The 15,887-nt window shown below is 73.7% G+C and carries 14 protein-coding genes; 3 read left to right on the top strand and 11 right to left on the bottom strand.

Annotated elements, in window-relative coordinates; genetic code table 11:
• Positions 1–51: 51 nt before the first annotated feature.
• On the bottom strand, positions 52–1,902 hold the full coding sequence (locus C0216_RS00655; protein ID WP_114053366.1) for an NHL domain-containing thioredoxin family protein: 1,851 nt from the start codon (positions 1,900–1,902) through the stop codon (positions 52–54).
• A gap of 66 nt (positions 1,903–1,968) precedes the next feature.
• Positions 1,969–2,670, bottom strand: coding sequence for a class I SAM-dependent methyltransferase (locus tag C0216_RS00650; protein WP_114053365.1), 702 nt, complete (start codon positions 2,668–2,670; stop codon positions 1,969–1,971).
• Between the two features lie 220 nt (positions 2,671–2,890).
• Between C0216_RS00650 and C0216_RS33295 the strand changes: the two genes are divergently transcribed.
• The gene (locus tag C0216_RS33295) at positions 2,891–3,469 is read left to right on the top strand and encodes a hypothetical protein (RefSeq protein ID WP_162793092.1); all 579 of its coding nucleotides are present in this window, start codon (positions 2,891–2,893) and stop codon (positions 3,467–3,469) included.
• A gap of 50 nt (positions 3,470–3,519) precedes the next feature.
• Here the strand turns inward: C0216_RS33295 and C0216_RS33290 are convergent, their stop codons facing one another.
• The 3 genes from C0216_RS33290 to C0216_RS00630 form a co-directional block, all read right to left on the bottom strand.
• Positions 3,520–3,798: a recombinase family protein gene (locus tag C0216_RS33290; protein ID WP_162793091.1), complete on the bottom strand. Its 279-nt coding sequence runs from the start codon at positions 3,796–3,798 to the stop codon at positions 3,520–3,522.
• Between the two features lie 311 nt (positions 3,799–4,109).
• Positions 4,110–4,916, bottom strand: a complete 807-nt coding sequence (locus tag C0216_RS00635) for a hypothetical protein (RefSeq protein ID WP_114053362.1) — start codon at positions 4,914–4,916, stop codon at positions 4,110–4,112.
• A 55-nt stretch (positions 4,917–4,971) separates the two neighbouring features.
• Complete coding sequence (locus tag C0216_RS00630; RefSeq protein ID WP_114053361.1) at positions 4,972–5,745, bottom strand: carbon-nitrogen family hydrolase; 774 nt, start codon at positions 5,743–5,745, stop codon at positions 4,972–4,974.
• Between the two features lie 148 nt (positions 5,746–5,893).
• Between C0216_RS00630 and C0216_RS00625 the strand changes: the two genes are divergently transcribed.
• The gene (locus C0216_RS00625) at positions 5,894–6,724 is read left to right on the top strand and encodes a maleylpyruvate isomerase family mycothiol-dependent enzyme (RefSeq protein WP_114053360.1); all 831 of its coding nucleotides are present in this window, start codon (positions 5,894–5,896) and stop codon (positions 6,722–6,724) included.
• On the opposite strand, the gene C0216_RS00620 is transcribed toward C0216_RS00625, so the two are convergent.
• Positions 6,714–8,087, bottom strand: coding sequence for an MFS transporter (locus tag C0216_RS00620; protein ID WP_114053359.1), 1,374 nt, complete (start codon positions 8,085–8,087; stop codon positions 6,714–6,716). The genes C0216_RS00625 and C0216_RS00620 overlap by 11 nt on opposite strands.
• On the bottom strand, positions 8,084–8,788 hold the full coding sequence (locus C0216_RS00615) for a GntR family transcriptional regulator (RefSeq protein WP_114058367.1): 705 nt from the start codon (positions 8,786–8,788) through the stop codon (positions 8,084–8,086). Before C0216_RS00615 ends, C0216_RS00620 begins: the two co-directional genes overlap by 4 nt.
• Positions 8,789–8,936: 148 nt before the next feature.
• On the opposite strand from C0216_RS00615, the gene C0216_RS00610 reads away from it, so the two are divergent.
• A complete protein-coding gene (locus tag C0216_RS00610) occupies positions 8,937–10,118 on the top strand; it encodes a DUF418 domain-containing protein (RefSeq protein WP_114053358.1) in 1,182 nt (393 codons plus the stop codon).
• 104 nt (positions 10,119–10,222) lie between these two features.
• Here C0216_RS00610 and C0216_RS00605 read toward each other — a convergent pair whose 3' ends face one another.
• The 4 genes from C0216_RS00605 to C0216_RS00590 all read right to left on the bottom strand — a co-directional run bounded on the left by C0216_RS00605 (position 10,223) and on the right by C0216_RS00590 (position 15,822).
• Positions 10,223–12,118 carry a C1 family peptidase gene (locus C0216_RS00605; RefSeq protein WP_114053357.1) on the bottom strand — a complete coding sequence of 632 codons (1,896 nt, stop codon included), beginning with the start codon at positions 12,116–12,118 and terminating at the stop codon, positions 10,223–10,225.
• 129 nt (positions 12,119–12,247) lie between these two features.
• Complete coding sequence (locus C0216_RS00600; protein WP_114053356.1) at positions 12,248–13,753, bottom strand: MFS transporter; 1,506 nt, start codon at positions 13,751–13,753, stop codon at positions 12,248–12,250.
• A 151-nt stretch (positions 13,754–13,904) separates the two neighbouring features.
• On the bottom strand, positions 13,905–14,888 hold the full coding sequence (locus tag C0216_RS00595) for an NADPH:quinone reductase (RefSeq protein WP_114053355.1): 984 nt from the start codon (positions 14,886–14,888) through the stop codon (positions 13,905–13,907).
• Between the two features lie 79 nt (positions 14,889–14,967).
• Positions 14,968–15,822: a helix-turn-helix domain-containing protein gene (locus tag C0216_RS00590; RefSeq protein ID WP_114053354.1), complete on the bottom strand. Its 855-nt coding sequence runs from the start codon at positions 15,820–15,822 to the stop codon at positions 14,968–14,970.
• Positions 15,823–15,887 lie beyond the last annotated feature (65 nt).

Below are 15,887 nucleotides of genomic sequence, written 5' to 3'. Positions count from 1 at the left end.
GTCCGGGGCGGCGCCGGGGGCCCGCGCCCCCGGCGCCGCCCCGGCGCGGGATCAAGCCCCGGCCGCGGCCCCGTCGTCCATCCCGGCGAGGACCAGCGGCAGCCGGGCCGCCCCGCCCTCCGCCACCTTCAGCGGTACACCCCAGTCCTGCTGGTGCACGTGGCACGCGGGGTACTCGTTGGCCGGGTCGTCGTCGCAGGACGCCGCCATCGCCGACACGTGCAGCACGCCCTCGGCGACCTCCGGGTTCAGCGCCAGCTCGCGGAACAGGTCCGTCCCCGCGCCCTCCCCCGACAGCAGCAGCTCCGGCGGGGTCGAGGACACCAGCAGCCGCGTCGACGGCCCGTACCGGGTGTCGAGCTTCTGCCCGCCCGGCGCCTGGAAGACCACGTCCAGCCGCAGCGTGCCCGGCGCGACCTCGGTCGCCGCCCGCTGCGTCCGGTGCGCGACCGCCTCCACCCGCACGGCCTCCTCCGGCAGCCGCAGCCGGGTCAGCCGGTGCCGCGCCGACTCGACGACCACGATGTCCTCGCCGTCGAGGACCGCGCCGCTCGGCTCGCGCAGGTCGGTGGCCAGCGTCGTGACCTGGCCGGTCGCCGGGTCGAAGCGGCGCAACGCGTGGTTGTACGTGTCGCACACGGCGACCGACCCGTCGGGCAGGGCCGTCACGCCGAGGGGGTGCTGGAGCAGCGCCTGCGCGGCGTCGCCGTCGCGGTGGCCGAAGTCGAACAGGCCGGTGCCGACCGCGGTCCGCAGCACGTACCCGCCGTCCTCGGCGCGCTCGACGTACCGGAGCGCGCTGTTCTCGGAGTCGGCCACCCACAGCCGGTCCCCCGCCGCGGCGAGGCCCGACGGCTGGGCGAGCCAGGCCTCGGCGGCCGGGCCGTCGAGGAGCCCCTCGCTGGTCGTGCCCGCGGCGACGGCCACGGTGCCGGCGGCCGGGTCCCACGTCCACAGCTGGTGGACGCCCGCCATCGCGATCCACACCCGGTCCTGCCACCAGGCCACGTCCCACGGCGACGACAGGTCCACCTCCAGGGCCGGGCCGGCGGTGGGCGAGCCCTGCCACCACTGGCGGCCGGTGCCGGCGACGGTCTCCACGGCCCCGGTGGCCGGGTCGTACGTGCGCAGCGCGTGGTTGACGGTGTCTGCGACGACGACCTTCCCGTCGGGCAGCAGCGCCAGGCCCTGCGGCTCGCTGAAGGCGTCCGGCCCGAAGCCGCGCTCGCCGCTGCCGACGCGCCGGACGACGGTCTCGCCGTCCGGCGCCAGCTCGACGAGCCGGTGCCGCGTCGAGTCGGACACCAGCAGGTTCCCCGACGGCAGCACGAGCGCCTTCCCGGGGAACCGCAGGTCGCCCGCGACCGGCTCGGGCGGCACGTACGGGCCGTCCCCGCGCCGCAGCGTGCCCTTGGCGGCATGCTCGGCCTCCAGCTCTCCGACGAGCCGCTCGATGGCGTGCGCATGCCCCTCGCCGGCGTGCTGGGCGACGATGTACCCCTCGGGGTCGATCACGACGAGGGTCGGCCAGGCGCGCACGGCGTACTGCCGCCACGTCGCGAGCTCGGGGTCGTCGAGGACGGGGTGGTGCACCTCGTACCGCTCGACGGCATCGACGACGGCGGCGTGCTCGGCCTCGTGCACGAACTTCGGCGAGTGCACCCCGATGACGACGACGGTGTCGCGGTGCTTCTCCTCCAGCTCGCGGAGCTCGTCGAGGACGTGGAGGCAGTTAATGCAGCAAAATGTCCAAAAATCGAGAATTGCAATGCGTCCCCGCAGGTCGGCGAGGGACAGCTCCTTGCCTCCGGTGTTCAGCCAGCCCCCCTTCCCGACCAGCTCGGGGGCACGGACACGGGCACGGCGGGGCGCGGGGGTGGGCGCCGGGGCGGCATCGTTCATCCTTCAAGCTTGCCATTGGCCCATGAACACCGGATCACGACCGTACGACGCCGTTGTCCTGCGCAGCTACGGGATCCGCTCCACCACGGACTGGCCTCCTTGGACGCCCCGGACGAACAGGGTTCCTGTGCGCCGACTACCGCGGGGTGGGGCAAGCACGGCCGCTGATACGTCCACAAAGCCGTGTTCCTTGAGAATCAGCGCCCACACATCGGGTTCGTAGTCCCACCGCTTGACGACAGCGGGGTCTTCTTCGGGCCCGCGCTGGATGTATGACGCCTGGCAGCCGTAGCACCCTTCAACCGGGGGCCGCTGGGAGAAGGCGAAGACGCCACCTGGCTTGAGGTTCGCGTGAACCATCGGCAGCAGTAGGCCGGGGTCGGTGAACCAGGTAGCGCCGAACACGCTGTAGACCGCATCGAAGATCGTGAACGTGTCTCCGAGGTAGGTGAGGGCGTCGGCCTGGTGGAGTTCCATCCCGTCCACGCTTGGCCACCGCTCGCGTGCCTTGTCGAGCTGCTTGGCGGAGAGGTCGATCCCGACGGACTTCATGCCGAGCGTTGCGAGGTGAGCGGCGTTCCCACCAGACCCGCATCCGAGATCGAGCACGCGGTCTCCCGGGTTGAGCTTGAGCACGTCGGACCCGGGGCCGTGGTCCGGGTACTGGGTCCAGTTGAACCATGTGGTCTCGCCCTTGGCGTTGGTCTTCCGCCGCTGGGGCTTGCTCTGCGAGTAGGTGTCCCATGCGGTGCTGCGAGCGTCAGTCACTGCCGCCGGAGTGACATCCGACGGGGCACCTGATGAGCCGAAAGCCCCACGGGGTGGGGCTTTCGGCGGGCGTTGCAGGGCGTCAACTGTGCCGCTCTCGCGCCTTCGGCGGTCGATATGCGCTGGTCAGAGCCCACGAAAGGCCAGCCCGCGGGTCTTTCACTCTCCCAGCTCAATCACGCTGTGCTTTCGTGCTGGTGGGGTAGGAAGTAGACCTGTGATGAGCAACCCGGAACAAGAGACTACTGATCGTGTCGCGTCCGGTCCTCGCTGGGTGGCCTTGGCCGGCATCGCCGGAACCCTGATCGGCTCATTGGGTGGAATCGCTGGAAGCATTCTCGTTTACCAGCAGAACGAAGATACCCAAAAACGCGCCCGTGAGGAGAGGCGAGCCGATATCCGCCGAAAGAGTTACGTCGACCTGGTCTCCGAATATCAGACCTGGCAAAGCAAGGCGCTTGGCGTATCCAATATGCTGGACGCGTGGATCCTGGAGAAAGACGAGAAGGCGAGCGCGAAAACGCATCAAGCAGCTCTCGACGAATACAATACGTCATTCGTTCCTGCCCATAGCCGATCCTGGCAGACTGAAACGGCAGTGCTCCTCGTAGGCACCCCGAGCGCAGGCGACATCGCCCGGAAGCTGTCTGCCGCTCGCGACAAGGCCGCATTGCAGCTCTCCAACGGATTCCAGGGCGATGAGCCGTACAACGGGGAAAAGTTCGTCGAGGCCGTCCAAGAATGCGAAAATTTGGTCAACAAATTCATTTCCAAGGTCAAAAAGGAAGTGGTCGTCTGACCTTCCGTAGGGCCCGTAACACGATCACGAGTTGTGCTTCTTGAGGCAGATCAGGTGGTGCTTGCTGCCCGCTTTCCGCCGGTCGACCGGCGACGGACCGGTGTTGGCTCCCCCTCCTCGTACTCGGTCTGCGGCATGAGACCGGCGAAGGCCGGTGAACGAAGGAGTTGCATGACGCTGGACGAGTTCCACTCACCTCCCCGGGCGGACTCCACCCCGTGCTCGTTCAGCAGCCGGGCGATGTGGACGAGCGCCTTCCCGGACAGCGCTTCGTCGGCGATCAGGCGGGCGTAGACGGCGGTCTCGGGGCCGTGGACGAGCTTCTTCACCTCCGGTCCACCAGCAGCCCGTAAGGCGGCTGTCCGCCGATCCACTGGCTCCGCTGGCGTAGGTACCGCTTGGCGTTGCCGACGCCGTCCGCCGACCCGGCCTGTGTCGTCCAGCGCCTTGCCGACCTCGCCGATGCTCTTGCGGGACAGGCGGTCGAGCTCGGGGGCACAGACACGGGCACGGCGGGGCGCGGGGGTGGGGGTGGGCGCCGGGGCGGCATCGTGTCGAGGGCGACCGACACGCCCGGCTTCATCCTGCAAGCTTGCCATCCGCCCGTGGGCGGCGGATCAGTGTGCGCCCCGCTCCCGCGTCAGGCCTCCAGGAAGGTGTGGAGGGAGTGGACGAGGGCCGTGGTGAACGCGGTGCGGGTGGGGGCGGGGAGGCGGTCCAGGGAGAGGTAGGGGTTGAGGTCTTCCAGTTCGACCAGGAGGAGGCCGCCCTCGGGGGTGCGGCAGGCGTCCACGCGCTGGATGCCGTGGTCGAGGGTGTTCCACTCGATGAACGTGCGGGCGAAGGCCAGGTCCGCGGGGGTCGGGTCGTAGGGGGCCAGCTCCCAGCGGCGGTCCGGGTCGGGGGCGTGGAGGGCGTACTGGAACGTGTCGTCCACGAAGTAGAAGGAGACCTCGTACGCGAAGTCGATGCGGGGCTGGATCAGGTGCGTGCCCGGCCGGGGGGAGGGGGCGGGGGTGTAGTGGAGGCCTATCGAGTCCGCGCCCTCCTTCGGCTTGACCGCGTACGCGGCGGACCGCGGGAGGAGGTGCAGGTCGGCCGGGTCGTCGATCGTCGGGATGACCGGGAGGCCCGCTGCGGTCAGGTCCAGGAGGTACTGCTTGCCCGCCATGTCGCCGCGGCCGGTGAGCGGGTTGTAGACCCGGGTCCCGGTGGCACGGGCCGCTGCGCGGAAGGCGTCCCACTCCTCGCGGTGGTGGATCACCGGGCCGCTGTTGCGGACGACCGCCGCGTCGAAGCCGTGCGCGAGGAGGGCCGCGGCGTCCCCGGGGTGGCACAGGGCCAGGTCGAAGTGCTCGCGCAGGCGGGAGGTGAGGTGGACATCCTCGTCGCCGTAGCGGCGTCCGCGCGCCGGGTACGCCAGGTCGGTTACGTAGAGCAGGGCCATGGCCCCAACCTAGTCCTGCGGTCGGACCGGGGCTCCGGCCGCCGTCGCGCCGGCCCTAGAGGCGGCGGTCCTTCAGGGCCGGGAACTGGGCGCGGGTCTCCGCGACCTTCTCCGGGTCCAGGTCGACGTGGAGGACGGTCTCCTCCGGGCCCGCCTCGGCCAGGACCTCGCCCCACGGGTCCACCGCCAGGCTGTGGCCGGCCTGTTCGACGCCCGCGTGGGTGCCGGCCAGGGCGCAGGCCAGGACGTACGACTGGTCCTCGACGGCGCGGGCCCGGTTCAGCAGGGTCCAGTGGGCGCGGCGGCGGGCCGGCCAGCCCGCGGCCACGACCAGCGTCGTCGCCCCGGCGTCGACGAGGCCGCGGAAGAGCTCCGGGAAGCGCAGGTCGTAGCAGGTGGCGATGCCGAGGGTCTGCTCCGGCAGGGCCACGGTCGTCAGGGAGTCGCCGGCCGCCATCAACACGGCCTCGCCCTGGTCGAACCCGAAGCGGTGGATCTTGCGGTACGTGGCGGCCAGCTCGCCCGCAGGGGAGATCGTCAGCGCGGTGTTGTAGAGGGAGCCGTCGCCGGCGCGCTCGACGATCGAGCCGGCGTGCAGCCAGACGCCCGCGTCAGCCGCGGCCTTCGACATCGCCTCGAAGGTGGGGCCGTCGAGCGGCTCGGCCTCGGTCTCGAACAGCTCGTAGGCGAAGGCGCCTACGGTCCACAGCTCGGGCAGCACGACGAGGTCCGAGCCGGCCTGCTCCCGTACGAGATCGGCCGCGCGGGCCCGGCGGCGGGCCACCGACTCCCCGTCGGACACCGCGATTTGGATGAGCGAGGCGCGCACACTACCACCGTTCTGGCGTTCAAGCCGCCGATTCGGGCCTACGATCGTCACACGAAAGCACTGCCGGGGTGCTCACCGGCAGCGTAGTTTGGGATTCAGTCCACCGCTTCCGGAAAACGCGCCACCGAACAGCTCGCGAGGGGTCCCCTTGACCGTCCATCCGCATCCCAGCCTCCAGCCCTATGCCGACGCGTGGACCCACTCCGTCGAGGCGATATCCGAGCTGGTCCTCCCGCTGACGGAGGGCGAGTGGAACCGGGCGACACCGTGCCCCGGGTGGTCGGTGCGGGACATCGTCTCGCACGTCATCGGCATCGAGACCGAGATGCTCGGCGACCCGCGGCCGATCCACACGCTGCCCCGGGACCTGCGGCACGTGGTGGACGAGTTCACCCGCTACATGGAGGTCCAGGTTGACGTCCGGCGGCACCACACCGCGCCGGAGATGACCTCGGAGCTGGAGTACACGCTCATCAGGCGGTCGCGGCAGCTGCGCAACGAGAAGCGGGATCCGGCCACGCTCGTGCGGGGGCCGCTGGGCGACCAGGTGACGCTGGAGCTGGCGCTGCGGCTGCGGGCGTTCGACGTGTGGATCCACGAGCAGGACCTGCGGGCGGCGCTCGGCGTGCCGGGCAACTGGGACTCGCCGGGCGCGTACGTGGCGCGGGACCTGATGCTGGCGGAGCTGCCGAAGGTGGTCGCGAAGAAGGCGGGCGCGCCGGCGAACTCGGCGGTCGTGGTGGACGTCCACGGGCCGGTGGAGTTCCTGCGGACGGTGCGCGTCGACGGCGGTGGGCGCGGCAGCATCGACTCGACGCCCTCGCTGGGCCCGGCGGTCACGCTGGCGATGGACTGGGAGACGTACGTGCGCCTCGCGGCGGGCCGGGTCCGGCCGCACGCGGTCGGCGACCGGCTGAAGGTCGAGGGCGACCAGGAGCTGGCCGACGCGATCCTGGCGAACTTCGCCGTCACGCCGTAGCAGCCGGCTGCGACGCGGCCGCCGTGCGCTCGCGTTCCCGTTCCCGTTCCCGTTCCCGCTCGCGCTCGCGCTCGCGTTCGCGGGTCAGGGCGCGGCCGCGGAGCCGCAGGATCCGGGAGATGCCGAGGAGCTGCACGGCGAAGACCGAGGAGAAGGCGGCCCGGTAGTCGCCGTCCGTCGTGTCGAGCAGGACGCCGATCGCGAGCAGGGTGGTCATCGAGGCGAGGAAGCCGCCCATGTTGGTGATGCCGGAGGCGGTGCCCTGCCGTTCGGCCGGGTTCGCCGGGCGGGCGAAGTCGAAGCCGATCATCGAGGCGGGCCCGCACGTCCCGAGCACCGTGCACAGCGCGACCAGCAGCCACATCGGCGCGCGGCCGCCCGGCACGGCGAGGACAGCGGCCCACAGGGCGGCGGTGAGCGCGACCGTGCCGAGGGCGAGCGGGGCGCGGGCGCTCTGGCGGCGGCCTATGGCCTGGCCGTAGACCAGCCCGAAGAGCATGTTCGAGGCGACGATGAGGGTGAGCAGTCCGGCGGCGGTCGTCCGCGGCAGCCCCTGCGCCTCGACGAGGAACGGCATGCCCCACAGCAGCAGGAACACCATCGCGGGGAACTGGGTGGTGAAGTGCACCCACAGGCCCAGGCGGGTGCCGGGCTCGCGCCAGGAGTCCCGGATCCGGCTGCGGGCGGACCCGGTGCGGCCGGTGCCCGGCACGGCGGCGGCCTCCGGGCCGGCCCCGGCGCCTTCCGGGCCGTCCTGCAGGAACAGCACCAGCGGGACGAGCACCACCAGGCCCGCGGCCGCGCTGCCCGCGAAGGCCGCCGCCCAGCCCAGCCCGTGCAGGACGGGCGCGAGGACGAGGGTGGACACGAGGTTGCCGGCCATGCCGACGAGGCCGGCGAGCTGCGCCATCAGCGGTGCGCGGCGGGCGGGGAACCAGCGGGTGCCCAGCCGCAGGACGGATATGAAGGTCATGGCGTCGCCGCAGCCCAGCAGGGCGCGGGCGGCGAGCGCCGACTCGTACGAGGGCGCGAGCGCGAAGCCGAGCTGGCCGGCGGTGAAGAGGGCCGCGCCCAGGGTCAGCACCCGCTTGGTGCCGAGCCGGTCCACCATCAGGCCGACGGGGACCTGCATGCCGGCGTAGACGAGGAGTTGGAGGAGGGAGAAGGTGGAGAGGGCGGACGCGGAGACGTGGAAGCGGTCCGCGGCCTCCAGCCCGGCGACGCCGAGGCTGGTGCGGAAGATGACGGCGACGAAGTAGACGGCGACGCCGATCGACCAGACGGCCAGCGCCCGCCTTCCGCCCGGGGGGTCCGCGGGGAGGCGGGCGGGTGCGGCGGCGGGAGTTGCGGCGGGGCCGGTCACCGGCCGGTCCCCCGCACCAGTTCCGCGACGCGGCTCACGTGCGCCCGTACGGCGGCGGCCGCCGCGTCCGCGTCCCCGGCGCGCAGGGCGGCCAGGATGCCCGCGTGCTCGGCCAGCGAGCGCTCCACCCGGTCGGGCCGGTCGTGCAGGAGGGCGGTGCCCATCCGCAGCTGCCGGTCGCGCAGTTGGTCGTACAGGCCGCAGAGGATGGTGTTGCCCGAGCCGCGGACGATCTCCGCGTGGAAGGCGCGGTCGGCGGCGGAGAACGCGGCGGCGTCGCCGGCGGCGGCGTGCCGGCGCTGCTCGCCGAGGAGCGCCTCCAGGCGCTCCAGCAGCGCGGGCGGCGCGGGGACGGCACGGCGGACGGTGAACTCCTCGACGAGCAGCCGGGTTTCGACGACGTCGGCGATCTCCTGCGCGGAGACCGGCAGGACCAGCGCGCCCTTCTTCGGGTACAGGCGGAGCAGCCCCTCCGCCTGGAGGCGCAGCAGCGCCTCGCGCACCGGGGTGCGGGAGACGCCCACGGCGGCGGCGAGGCCGCCCTCGGTGAGCAGGGTGCCGCCCTCGTAGCGGCGGTCCAGGACGTGCTCCTTGACGTGCCGGTAGACGCGGTCGGCGGCGCTGGGGCCGAGCGCCGCGCCCACCGCGGGGTCGGCGGCGGATGCGGGGGCCGGGGCGGGAGCAGGGGCGGGGGCGGGCATGCGCACAGCATAGATACATGTGTCGTACATGTGTATGGCGTTCCATGATGCGGACGAGAACGGGCCGGCCCCGCTGCATCGAAGGATGTAGTCCCGCTTCGTCCACCTGCACGACGTACGGGGCCGGGCGCGCCGGGAGGCTGGAGCCATGGCACACACCACCACCCTCCCGGGGAGCCGTGTGACCGCGACCCGGCTTCCGCTGCTGGACGTCCTGCGCGGCGCCGCCATCCTCGGCACGCTCATGACCAACGTCTGGATCTTCGCCGCGCCCGGCTCCGAGTGGGGCGTGCTCCAGGGCGGTCTGGACGCCCCCGATCCGCTCGCGGACCCGTCCGCGGCGAACATCGCCGAGTCCGTGTTCCGCTTCCTGGCCGACGGCAAGTTCCTCGCCCTCCTGACCGTCCTGTTCGGCGTGGGGCTGGCCATCCAGTACGACTCCGCCGCGCGCCGCGGCGAGCCGTGGCCGGGCCGGTACCCGCGGCGGGCGGCGTTCCTGTTCCTGGAGGGAACCGTCCACTTCGTGCTCGTCTTCGCCTGGGACGTGCTGATGGGGTACGCCGTCACCGCGCTGCTGACGGCCTGGCTGCTGGCCCGCTCCGAGCGGGTGCGCAGCGCCGTGATGTGGACGGCGGGCGGCCTGCACCTCCTCCTCGTCGGGCTGCTGACCCTCGCCCTCGCGGCCTCCCCCGACGGGAAGGACCGACAGCCCGACCCGGAGGCCGTCGCCCTGTACGCCGACGGCAGTTGGGCCGACCAGGTCCGCTTCCGCCTCGACAACGCCCTCGCGCTGCGCATCGAGCCCGTCGCCACCTTCGGCCTGCTCCTCTTCCTCTTCCTGCTGGGCGTGCGCCTCTACCGGGCCGGCGCGTTCGCGCCCACCGGCGCCGGGCGCCGGATCCGCGTCCGGATGGCCCGCTGGGGCCTCGGGGCGGGCCTGCCGCTCGGGGCGGCCGTCTGGCTCGGCGGGGACGACTTCTTCTTCCTCGGGCGCTACGCCGTCGCGCCGCTCGTCGCGGTCGGCTACATCGGCCTCATCGGCTGGGCCCTCGACCGCTTCGCCCTCCCCGGGGCGGCCGCGCTCGGCGCGATCGGACGGACCGCGCTGTCCGCGTACGTCGGCCAGAACGTGCTGTGCATGCTGGTCTGCTACGGCTTCGGGCTGGGCCTCGCCGGCCGGCTCGCCGGGACCGGTCCCTGGTGGGTGATGGGGCTGTGGGCGGCGGTGTCGACGGCGCTGGCGGCCGGGTCCGTGCTGTGGCTGCGGCGCTTCGACCGGGGCCCGCTGGAGGCGGTGCAGCACCGGCTGACCGGTCGGCGCCGGGCCTGACCGGTCGGCGCCGGGCCCTGACCGGTCGGCGCCGGGCCCGGCCCGCGCCCCGCCGGGACGGGGCCCCGTACGGCCCCGGGGCGGCCCGGGGCGGCGCGGGGCGCTCAGGCGGCGCCGATCACCCGCCCCTCGTGCCAGCCCGCCCCGTCCCGCCAGTAGTGCTGGAGGCGGCGGTCGGTGCGCAGGACGACGGCCTCCAGGTTGAAGCCGAAGCTGCCCTGGAGCATCCCGGTGACGGCCTGCACGCCGTGCCCGAAGACGGCGCTGCGGCTCCATGCGGACCCGGCGGCGGCGCTGCGCCGCCAGTGCTCGACGCGGCCGCCGGCGACGGCGACGCACAGCTCGTACGTGCCGGCGGTGTCCTCGTCGGCGGCCCCGTCCTGGCTCTCGATCATGCAGGGGGCGGAGGCGGCGGCGCTGCCGAAGACCTCGCCGGGCCGCCAGGCGAAGCCGTTCGGGTCGTCGCGCCACCACCGCTGCATCCGGCCGTCCGTGCGCGCGGCGACGAGGTCCAGGCAGCGGCTGCGGGTCTGGACGAGGGCGGGCCCGCAGTGGGCGATGCCGGAGGCGAAGCGGCCGCCGTCGTTCCACGTCCAGGGGGCGCCGTTGATCCGCCACCAGTGGTTCAGGCGGCCGTCGGCGGTGCGGACGACGACCTCGAAGTTGCCGGGCTTGCCGTAGTCGCTCTGGATGAACGCCGGGGTGGAGCCGACCGCGGCGTCGCCGGGGCCGAACGCGCCGCCGTCGCGCCACGATCCGGCGGACTGCTCGAAGTACCAGTGGCGCAGCCGGCCGCCGGTCGTCACGTGCAGGGTCTCCATGTTGCGGTTGTAGGTGGAGCCGGTGACGGCGGGCTGGCCGGAGGCGTCCCACGCGAACGCGGCGGCGCGGGCCCACGGGAAGGGGGCGTCGCCCTCCCGCCACCAGTGCCGCAGGCGGCCGCCGGAGGCGGCGACCATCTCGAAGTTGCGGTGGGCGCGCCCGTTGCCGCTCTCGTAGACGTTGCCGGAGTGCAGGCGGCGCCTGGACCACGGGTCGACGTCGGTGCCGGCCAGCCCGCACTTGGCCCAGTGGTCGACGCCGGACTCCCCGTACGCGATCCGGCCGTACCCGCCGACGTGGTGGCGCGGCCCCCACGAGTTCTTGAACAGCCAGCAGCCCGCGGCGTCGTCGTAGCCGACGACCAGGACGCAGTGCCCGCCGGCGGGGCGGCCGCCGGTCCGGTGGTAGACGCCCGCGCCGAGCGCCGGGAAGTCGTCGTCCACGTCGAGGCAGGCGGTGAGCGGGCCGACGGTGTCGAGCCAGACCTTCTGCTGCTCGACGTCGCCGAGGCGGACGTACCCGCCGATGCGGACGGTCCGGCCCGACCGGTCCCAACTCGGGGTGTACTCGGCCCGCCAGGCGCCCCGCCGGTCGGCGGGCACGGACGGCGGGGGCGGGGAGTACGGCCAGCAGTCCGGGTCGGCGATGCCGCCGTTCTCCCGGATCCAGTCGAGCGCCGTCTCCGGGCCGGAGCCCTGCCCGCAGGCGAGGCGCAGCCCGTCGTGGACGTCGCCCGGGGAGCGCTCCGCCCACACGCAGTGCTCGATCCGCGCCATCGACTCGACCAGGCCGGCCGCACCGAACGCCCCGCAGGAGCTGCACGGCGACTGGTCCTTGACCTTCGTCAGCCACGGCCGGCCCCAGCGGCCGCGCCAGTCGACCGCGGCCGGGCGCGCCCCGGGCAGCGGGCCGCGGCCGGGGCCGAGCAGGCCGTGCGCGGCGCGGCGCCGGGTCAGGTGCGGGTTTGCGCTCGGCCGGCCGGCGAGGGCGCGCAGGTCGACGGCTCCGGCCTCGGCGGCGGTCGTCGGCTTCGCCCCGGGATCCAGGCCGAGCGGCGGCCGCGGCAGCGGTTCTCCGTCGGCGAGGTGCTCCAGCACCGACCAGCGGGCCCCGAGCGAGGCGAGCCTCGCCCGCAGCTCCCCCGCGGTGCGGGCGGACCCGTTCGACTGCTCCGGCATGGCGGCCCCCCGGCTGCTGCGCTGCGTACAAGACCCGGGAGCGTCCCCCCGCGGCCGGGCCGCGTCAAGGGAGCCCGCGCGGTCGCGCGGACGCACGGGGGTCGTACGCCGGGGGGCGTGCGCCCCCGGTCAGGCCGGGGAGGAGGGGCGTACGGGGGGCTCCGCGGGGGCGGGGACCGCGGGGGCGGGCGGCTGCGGGCGGCGGTCGGGGCGGTCGGGGCGGAGCCCGTACAGGGCCCAGGGGACGGCCAGGAGGAACACGGCGCAGGCCGCCTCGAAGGCGAAGGCGTACCCGCCGGTCGCGGCGTGCGGGTCGCCCGCGGCGAGCAGGGCGGCGGTGCGGGCCTCGGCGGCGGAGGTGGTCAGGGCGAGGCTGGCGGTGGGGCCGGCCAGGATCGCCGTGTTGACGACCGCCCCGGCCAGCGCGGACTGGCCGTCGGGGACGGTGCCGACGGCGCCGACGACGGCCGCGGAGACGAGGGTGCCGCTGCCGGCCGCGAGGACCGCCAGCCCGGCGAGGACCGCGGCCTCGGAGCCCGTACGCAGCCCCGCGGCGCCGATCAGGAACAGCCCCGCGGCGATGGCGGCGAGCCCGCCCGCCGCGACGGTGCGCACCCCGAAACGGGCGACGGTGCGCCCCGCGGCGAATCCGACACCGACCAGGACCGCGCTGTACGGGACGAACGCGAGGGCGTTCTGCAGCCCGGACCAGCCGCGCTCCTGCTGGAACCACAGCGCCAGGAGGAAGGCGGTGCTCGCGCCGATCGCCGGGCCGAGCAGCGCGCACACCAGGGCCGTCGCCCGGCGGCGGGAGGCGAGGAAGCCGGGCGGCAGCAGCGGGGCGGGGGACCGCCGCTGGGCGGCGGCGAACGCGGCGAGCAGCACCGCCCCGAGCGCGAGCGGGCCGAGGACGGCGGCGGCGGTCCAGCCGTGCGGGCCGGCCATGACGAGGCCGTAGCCGAGGGAGCACAGGGCGAGCGTGCCGAGGGCGGCACCCGGCAGGTCCGGGGGGACCCGTACGGGCGCGGGCCCGTCCGGCAGGAAGCGCGGCGCGAGGGCCAGGGCCGCGGCGGCGACGGCCCCGAGCACGCCGAAGCTCCAGCGCCAGCCCGGCCAGGAGGTGAGGAGCCCGCTGAGGACGATGCCGGCAGCGGCGCCCAGGCTGCTCAGCAGCCCCCAGCGGGCCAGGGCCGCGGAGCGGGCGGGGCCCTCGGGGTAGACGGCCCTCAGCAGGGCCATGGCGGCGGGGGCGGCCAGGGCGGCGCCGCAGCCCTGGAGGAAGCGGGCGCCGAGGACGAACGGCGGGGCGGGGGCGAGGGCCGCGGCCAGCGAGGCGGCGGCGAACAGGGCGGTGCCCCGGCAGAACAGGCGGCGCGGGCCGGTCCGGTCGGCCAGGCGCCCGCCGAGCAGGAGGAGCCCGCTGAAGGCGAGCCCGTAGGCGGAGCTGTCGAGGACCAGGTCGATGCGGCCGAGGCCGAGCTCCCGCGCCATGGCCGGCCCGGCGGCGAACGTCACCGACACCGAGGCGTTGAGCAGCAGTTGCACGGAGGCCAGCAGCGCAAAGGGCGCCCAGCCGGTCCGCCGCGGCGCGGACGCGGGCGCGGGCGCGGACGCGGGCTGCGGGGGATGGTCCATGGCGCGAGTCTCGCAGCGGGCGGCGGGGGTCGCGCCGGGCCGCCGGTCAGTGCGTCAGGTCGGCCCGGCGGCGTACGGGACGCGGGCCCGGGGGCGCGGTGCGTGCGGGCCCGCGCCCCCGTCGGCGGGCCGGGTGGGGCCCGTCCGGCCGTCAGGACTCCTTGGGCAGCAGGACGACGCGGCTGCCGTGGAGCTCGCCGTCCTCGATGCGCCGGTGGGTGCGGGCGGCCTCGGACAGCGGGACGCGCTCGACGGAGCGGGCGCGCAGCCTGCCGCTGCCCACCAGGCGGTTGATCGCGACGGCGGCCTCGGCGAGTTCGGCGGTGGTGGCGTGGGAGATGACGAAGCCGACGACGGAGCCGTCCTTCATGTAGAGCGGCCCGGCGGGCAGCACGGGCTGCGAACGGGCGCCGGCGAGGAGCACGATGCGGCCGCGCGGGGCCAGCACGTCGACGGCGGCGGCCAGGTCGTTCCGCCCGGAGGTGTCGATGTGGACGTCGATCCCGGCGGGGCTGCACTCGCGGATGCGGGCCGTGAGGTCCGGGTCGCGGTAGTCGAGCACCTCGGCGGCGCCGAGGGACCGGCAGTGGTCCGCGTCGCGGGCGGCGGCGGTGGCGACGACCCGGGCGCCCGCCTCGACAGCCATGGCGACCAGGGCGCTGCCCACGTTCCCCCCGGCGCCGGCGACGAGGACGGTCTCGCCGGGGCGCACCCGGCCGTGGGTGAACAGCGCCAGGTAGGCGGTGCCCGCGGGGTGCACGACGGCCACGGCCTCGGCGGCGTCGACGCCGGGCGGCAGGTGGTAGAGCCGGTCGACGGGGACGACGGCCTGCTCGGCGGCGGCGCCCTGGCGTCCGCCGTGCCCCAGGCTGTTGCACCAGACGCGGTCGCCGGGGGCGAAGCCGGGGGCGCCGGGGCCGGCGGAGACGACGGTGCCGACGAGGTCGCGGCTCACGGCGAACGGGAAGTCGACGGGGGTGCGGAAAAGCCCCGACCTCACGAAGGTGTCGACCGGGTTGACGGAGACCGCCTCGACGTCGACGAGCACGTCGGTCGGGCCCGGTACCGGCGGGTCGATCTCGCCGTAGCGAATGTTCTCGGCGGGGCCCAGTTCCTGGATGAAGGCTGCACGCATGGCCCGATCCTCGCAAGGCGGAGGCAAGCCGGAACACTGCACGAACGCGGCTTCGTCAACTCCCCTCGAGTGCAGGCCTTCAGTCCCGGGAGTCCAGCAGGCCGATTGCCGACGCAATGAGCGCGCGAGCGTCCGGGCCGTACGATGCAGCCTGTTTCAGGTTGTCGAACGCTTTCAGGTACAGCGCCACGTCACTCGGCTGTGTTTCCTTGATGGCTGCCGACAAGGTTTCCACGTGAACCCGCTGACGGTCGAATACGGTGAACGTTTCCAGCGGCCATGCCGGCCGGGGCGCCGTGAACGGTATGATTCCCAGTGAGACGGAAGGCAGCGCCATCACGGACAGTAGATGGCCCAGCTGCGCAGCCATTGCTTCCGTGCCGCCAATCCGGTACCGCAGGACCGACTCTTCGATCAGGACAGCGAATCTGTGGTCACCTTCGTGAATTACATGCGATCGCTTGAACCGCGCGGCCACGGCTTCTGTCACATCGTCCGGTGTTCCGCGGAACCTGGCGATGGAGGTCAGCAGAGCCGTCGCATATTCTTGGGTCTGAAAGAAGCCGGGAATCACGTTGGAGCAGTACACATGGAATTGCCGTGTCTGCTCATAGAGGGGTACACCCGACTCCTGCAGCCGCCTCAGCCCGGTCCGCTGGAGGCGCTTCCACTGGACATACATGGAATCGGCTTGCCGGTTGGAGGCGATCAGGTCATCGGCAAGCCCCGGCACCCCGCATGCCGCGCACCAGGATCTTATGTCCGCATCGCTGGGTGGCGTCTTGGCGTGCTCGATCCGCGACGACTTCGACTCACTCCACCCACACCGGGCAGCCAACTCTCGGGCCGTGATCCCTGCGTCGAGCCTGATTTCCCGCAGCCGAACGGCTACGGCTTCCCTGGCTGCTTGGGCTTTCGGTGAAGTGGATGACATGAATTTGGCCGCCGGTTGGACTCAGGTCACGTGATCGCTGTGCCGCATTGCCCGATGCCAGACTT

This window comes from Streptomyces globosus (assembly GCF_003325375.1).
GTDB lineage: Bacteria > Actinomycetota > Actinomycetes > Streptomycetales > Streptomycetaceae > Streptomyces > Streptomyces globosus_A.
The sequence above is the reverse complement of the archived record's forward strand: the minus strand, read 5'-3'. Positions and strand labels throughout refer to the sequence as shown.

What these genes read in the sequence shown, in the direction of transcription:
- C0216_RS00635 (WP_114053362.1), bottom strand. Translation starts at nt 4,916, where the DNA reads ATGGCCCTGCTCTACGTAACCGACCTGGCGTACCCGGCGCGCGGACGC.
- C0216_RS00595 (WP_114053355.1), bottom strand. Translation starts at nt 14,888, where the DNA reads ATGCGTGCAGCCTTCATCCAGGAACTGGGCCCCGCCGAGAACATTCGC.
- C0216_RS00610 (WP_114053358.1), top strand. Translation starts at nt 8,937, where the DNA reads ATGGCACACACCACCACCCTCCCGGGGAGCCGTGTGACCGCGACCCGG.
- C0216_RS00590 (WP_114053354.1), bottom strand. Translation starts at nt 15,822, where the DNA reads ATGTCATCCACTTCACCGAAAGCCCAAGCAGCCAGGGAAGCCGTAGCC.
- C0216_RS00600 (WP_114053356.1), bottom strand. Translation starts at nt 13,753, where the DNA reads ATGGACCATCCCCCGCAGCCCGCGTCCGCGCCCGCGCCCGCGTCCGCG.
- C0216_RS00615 (WP_114058367.1), bottom strand. Translation starts at nt 8,788, where the DNA reads ATGCCCGCCCCCGCCCCTGCTCCCGCCCCGGCCCCCGCATCCGCCGCC.
- C0216_RS00655 (WP_114053366.1), bottom strand. Translation starts at nt 1,902, where the DNA reads ATGAACGATGCCGCCCCGGCGCCCACCCCCGCGCCCCGCCGTGCCCGT.
- C0216_RS33295 (WP_162793092.1), top strand. Translation starts at nt 2,891, where the DNA reads ATGAGCAACCCGGAACAAGAGACTACTGATCGTGTCGCGTCCGGTCCT.
- C0216_RS00605 (WP_114053357.1), bottom strand. Translation starts at nt 12,118, where the DNA reads ATGCCGGAGCAGTCGAACGGGTCCGCCCGCACCGCGGGGGAGCTGCGG.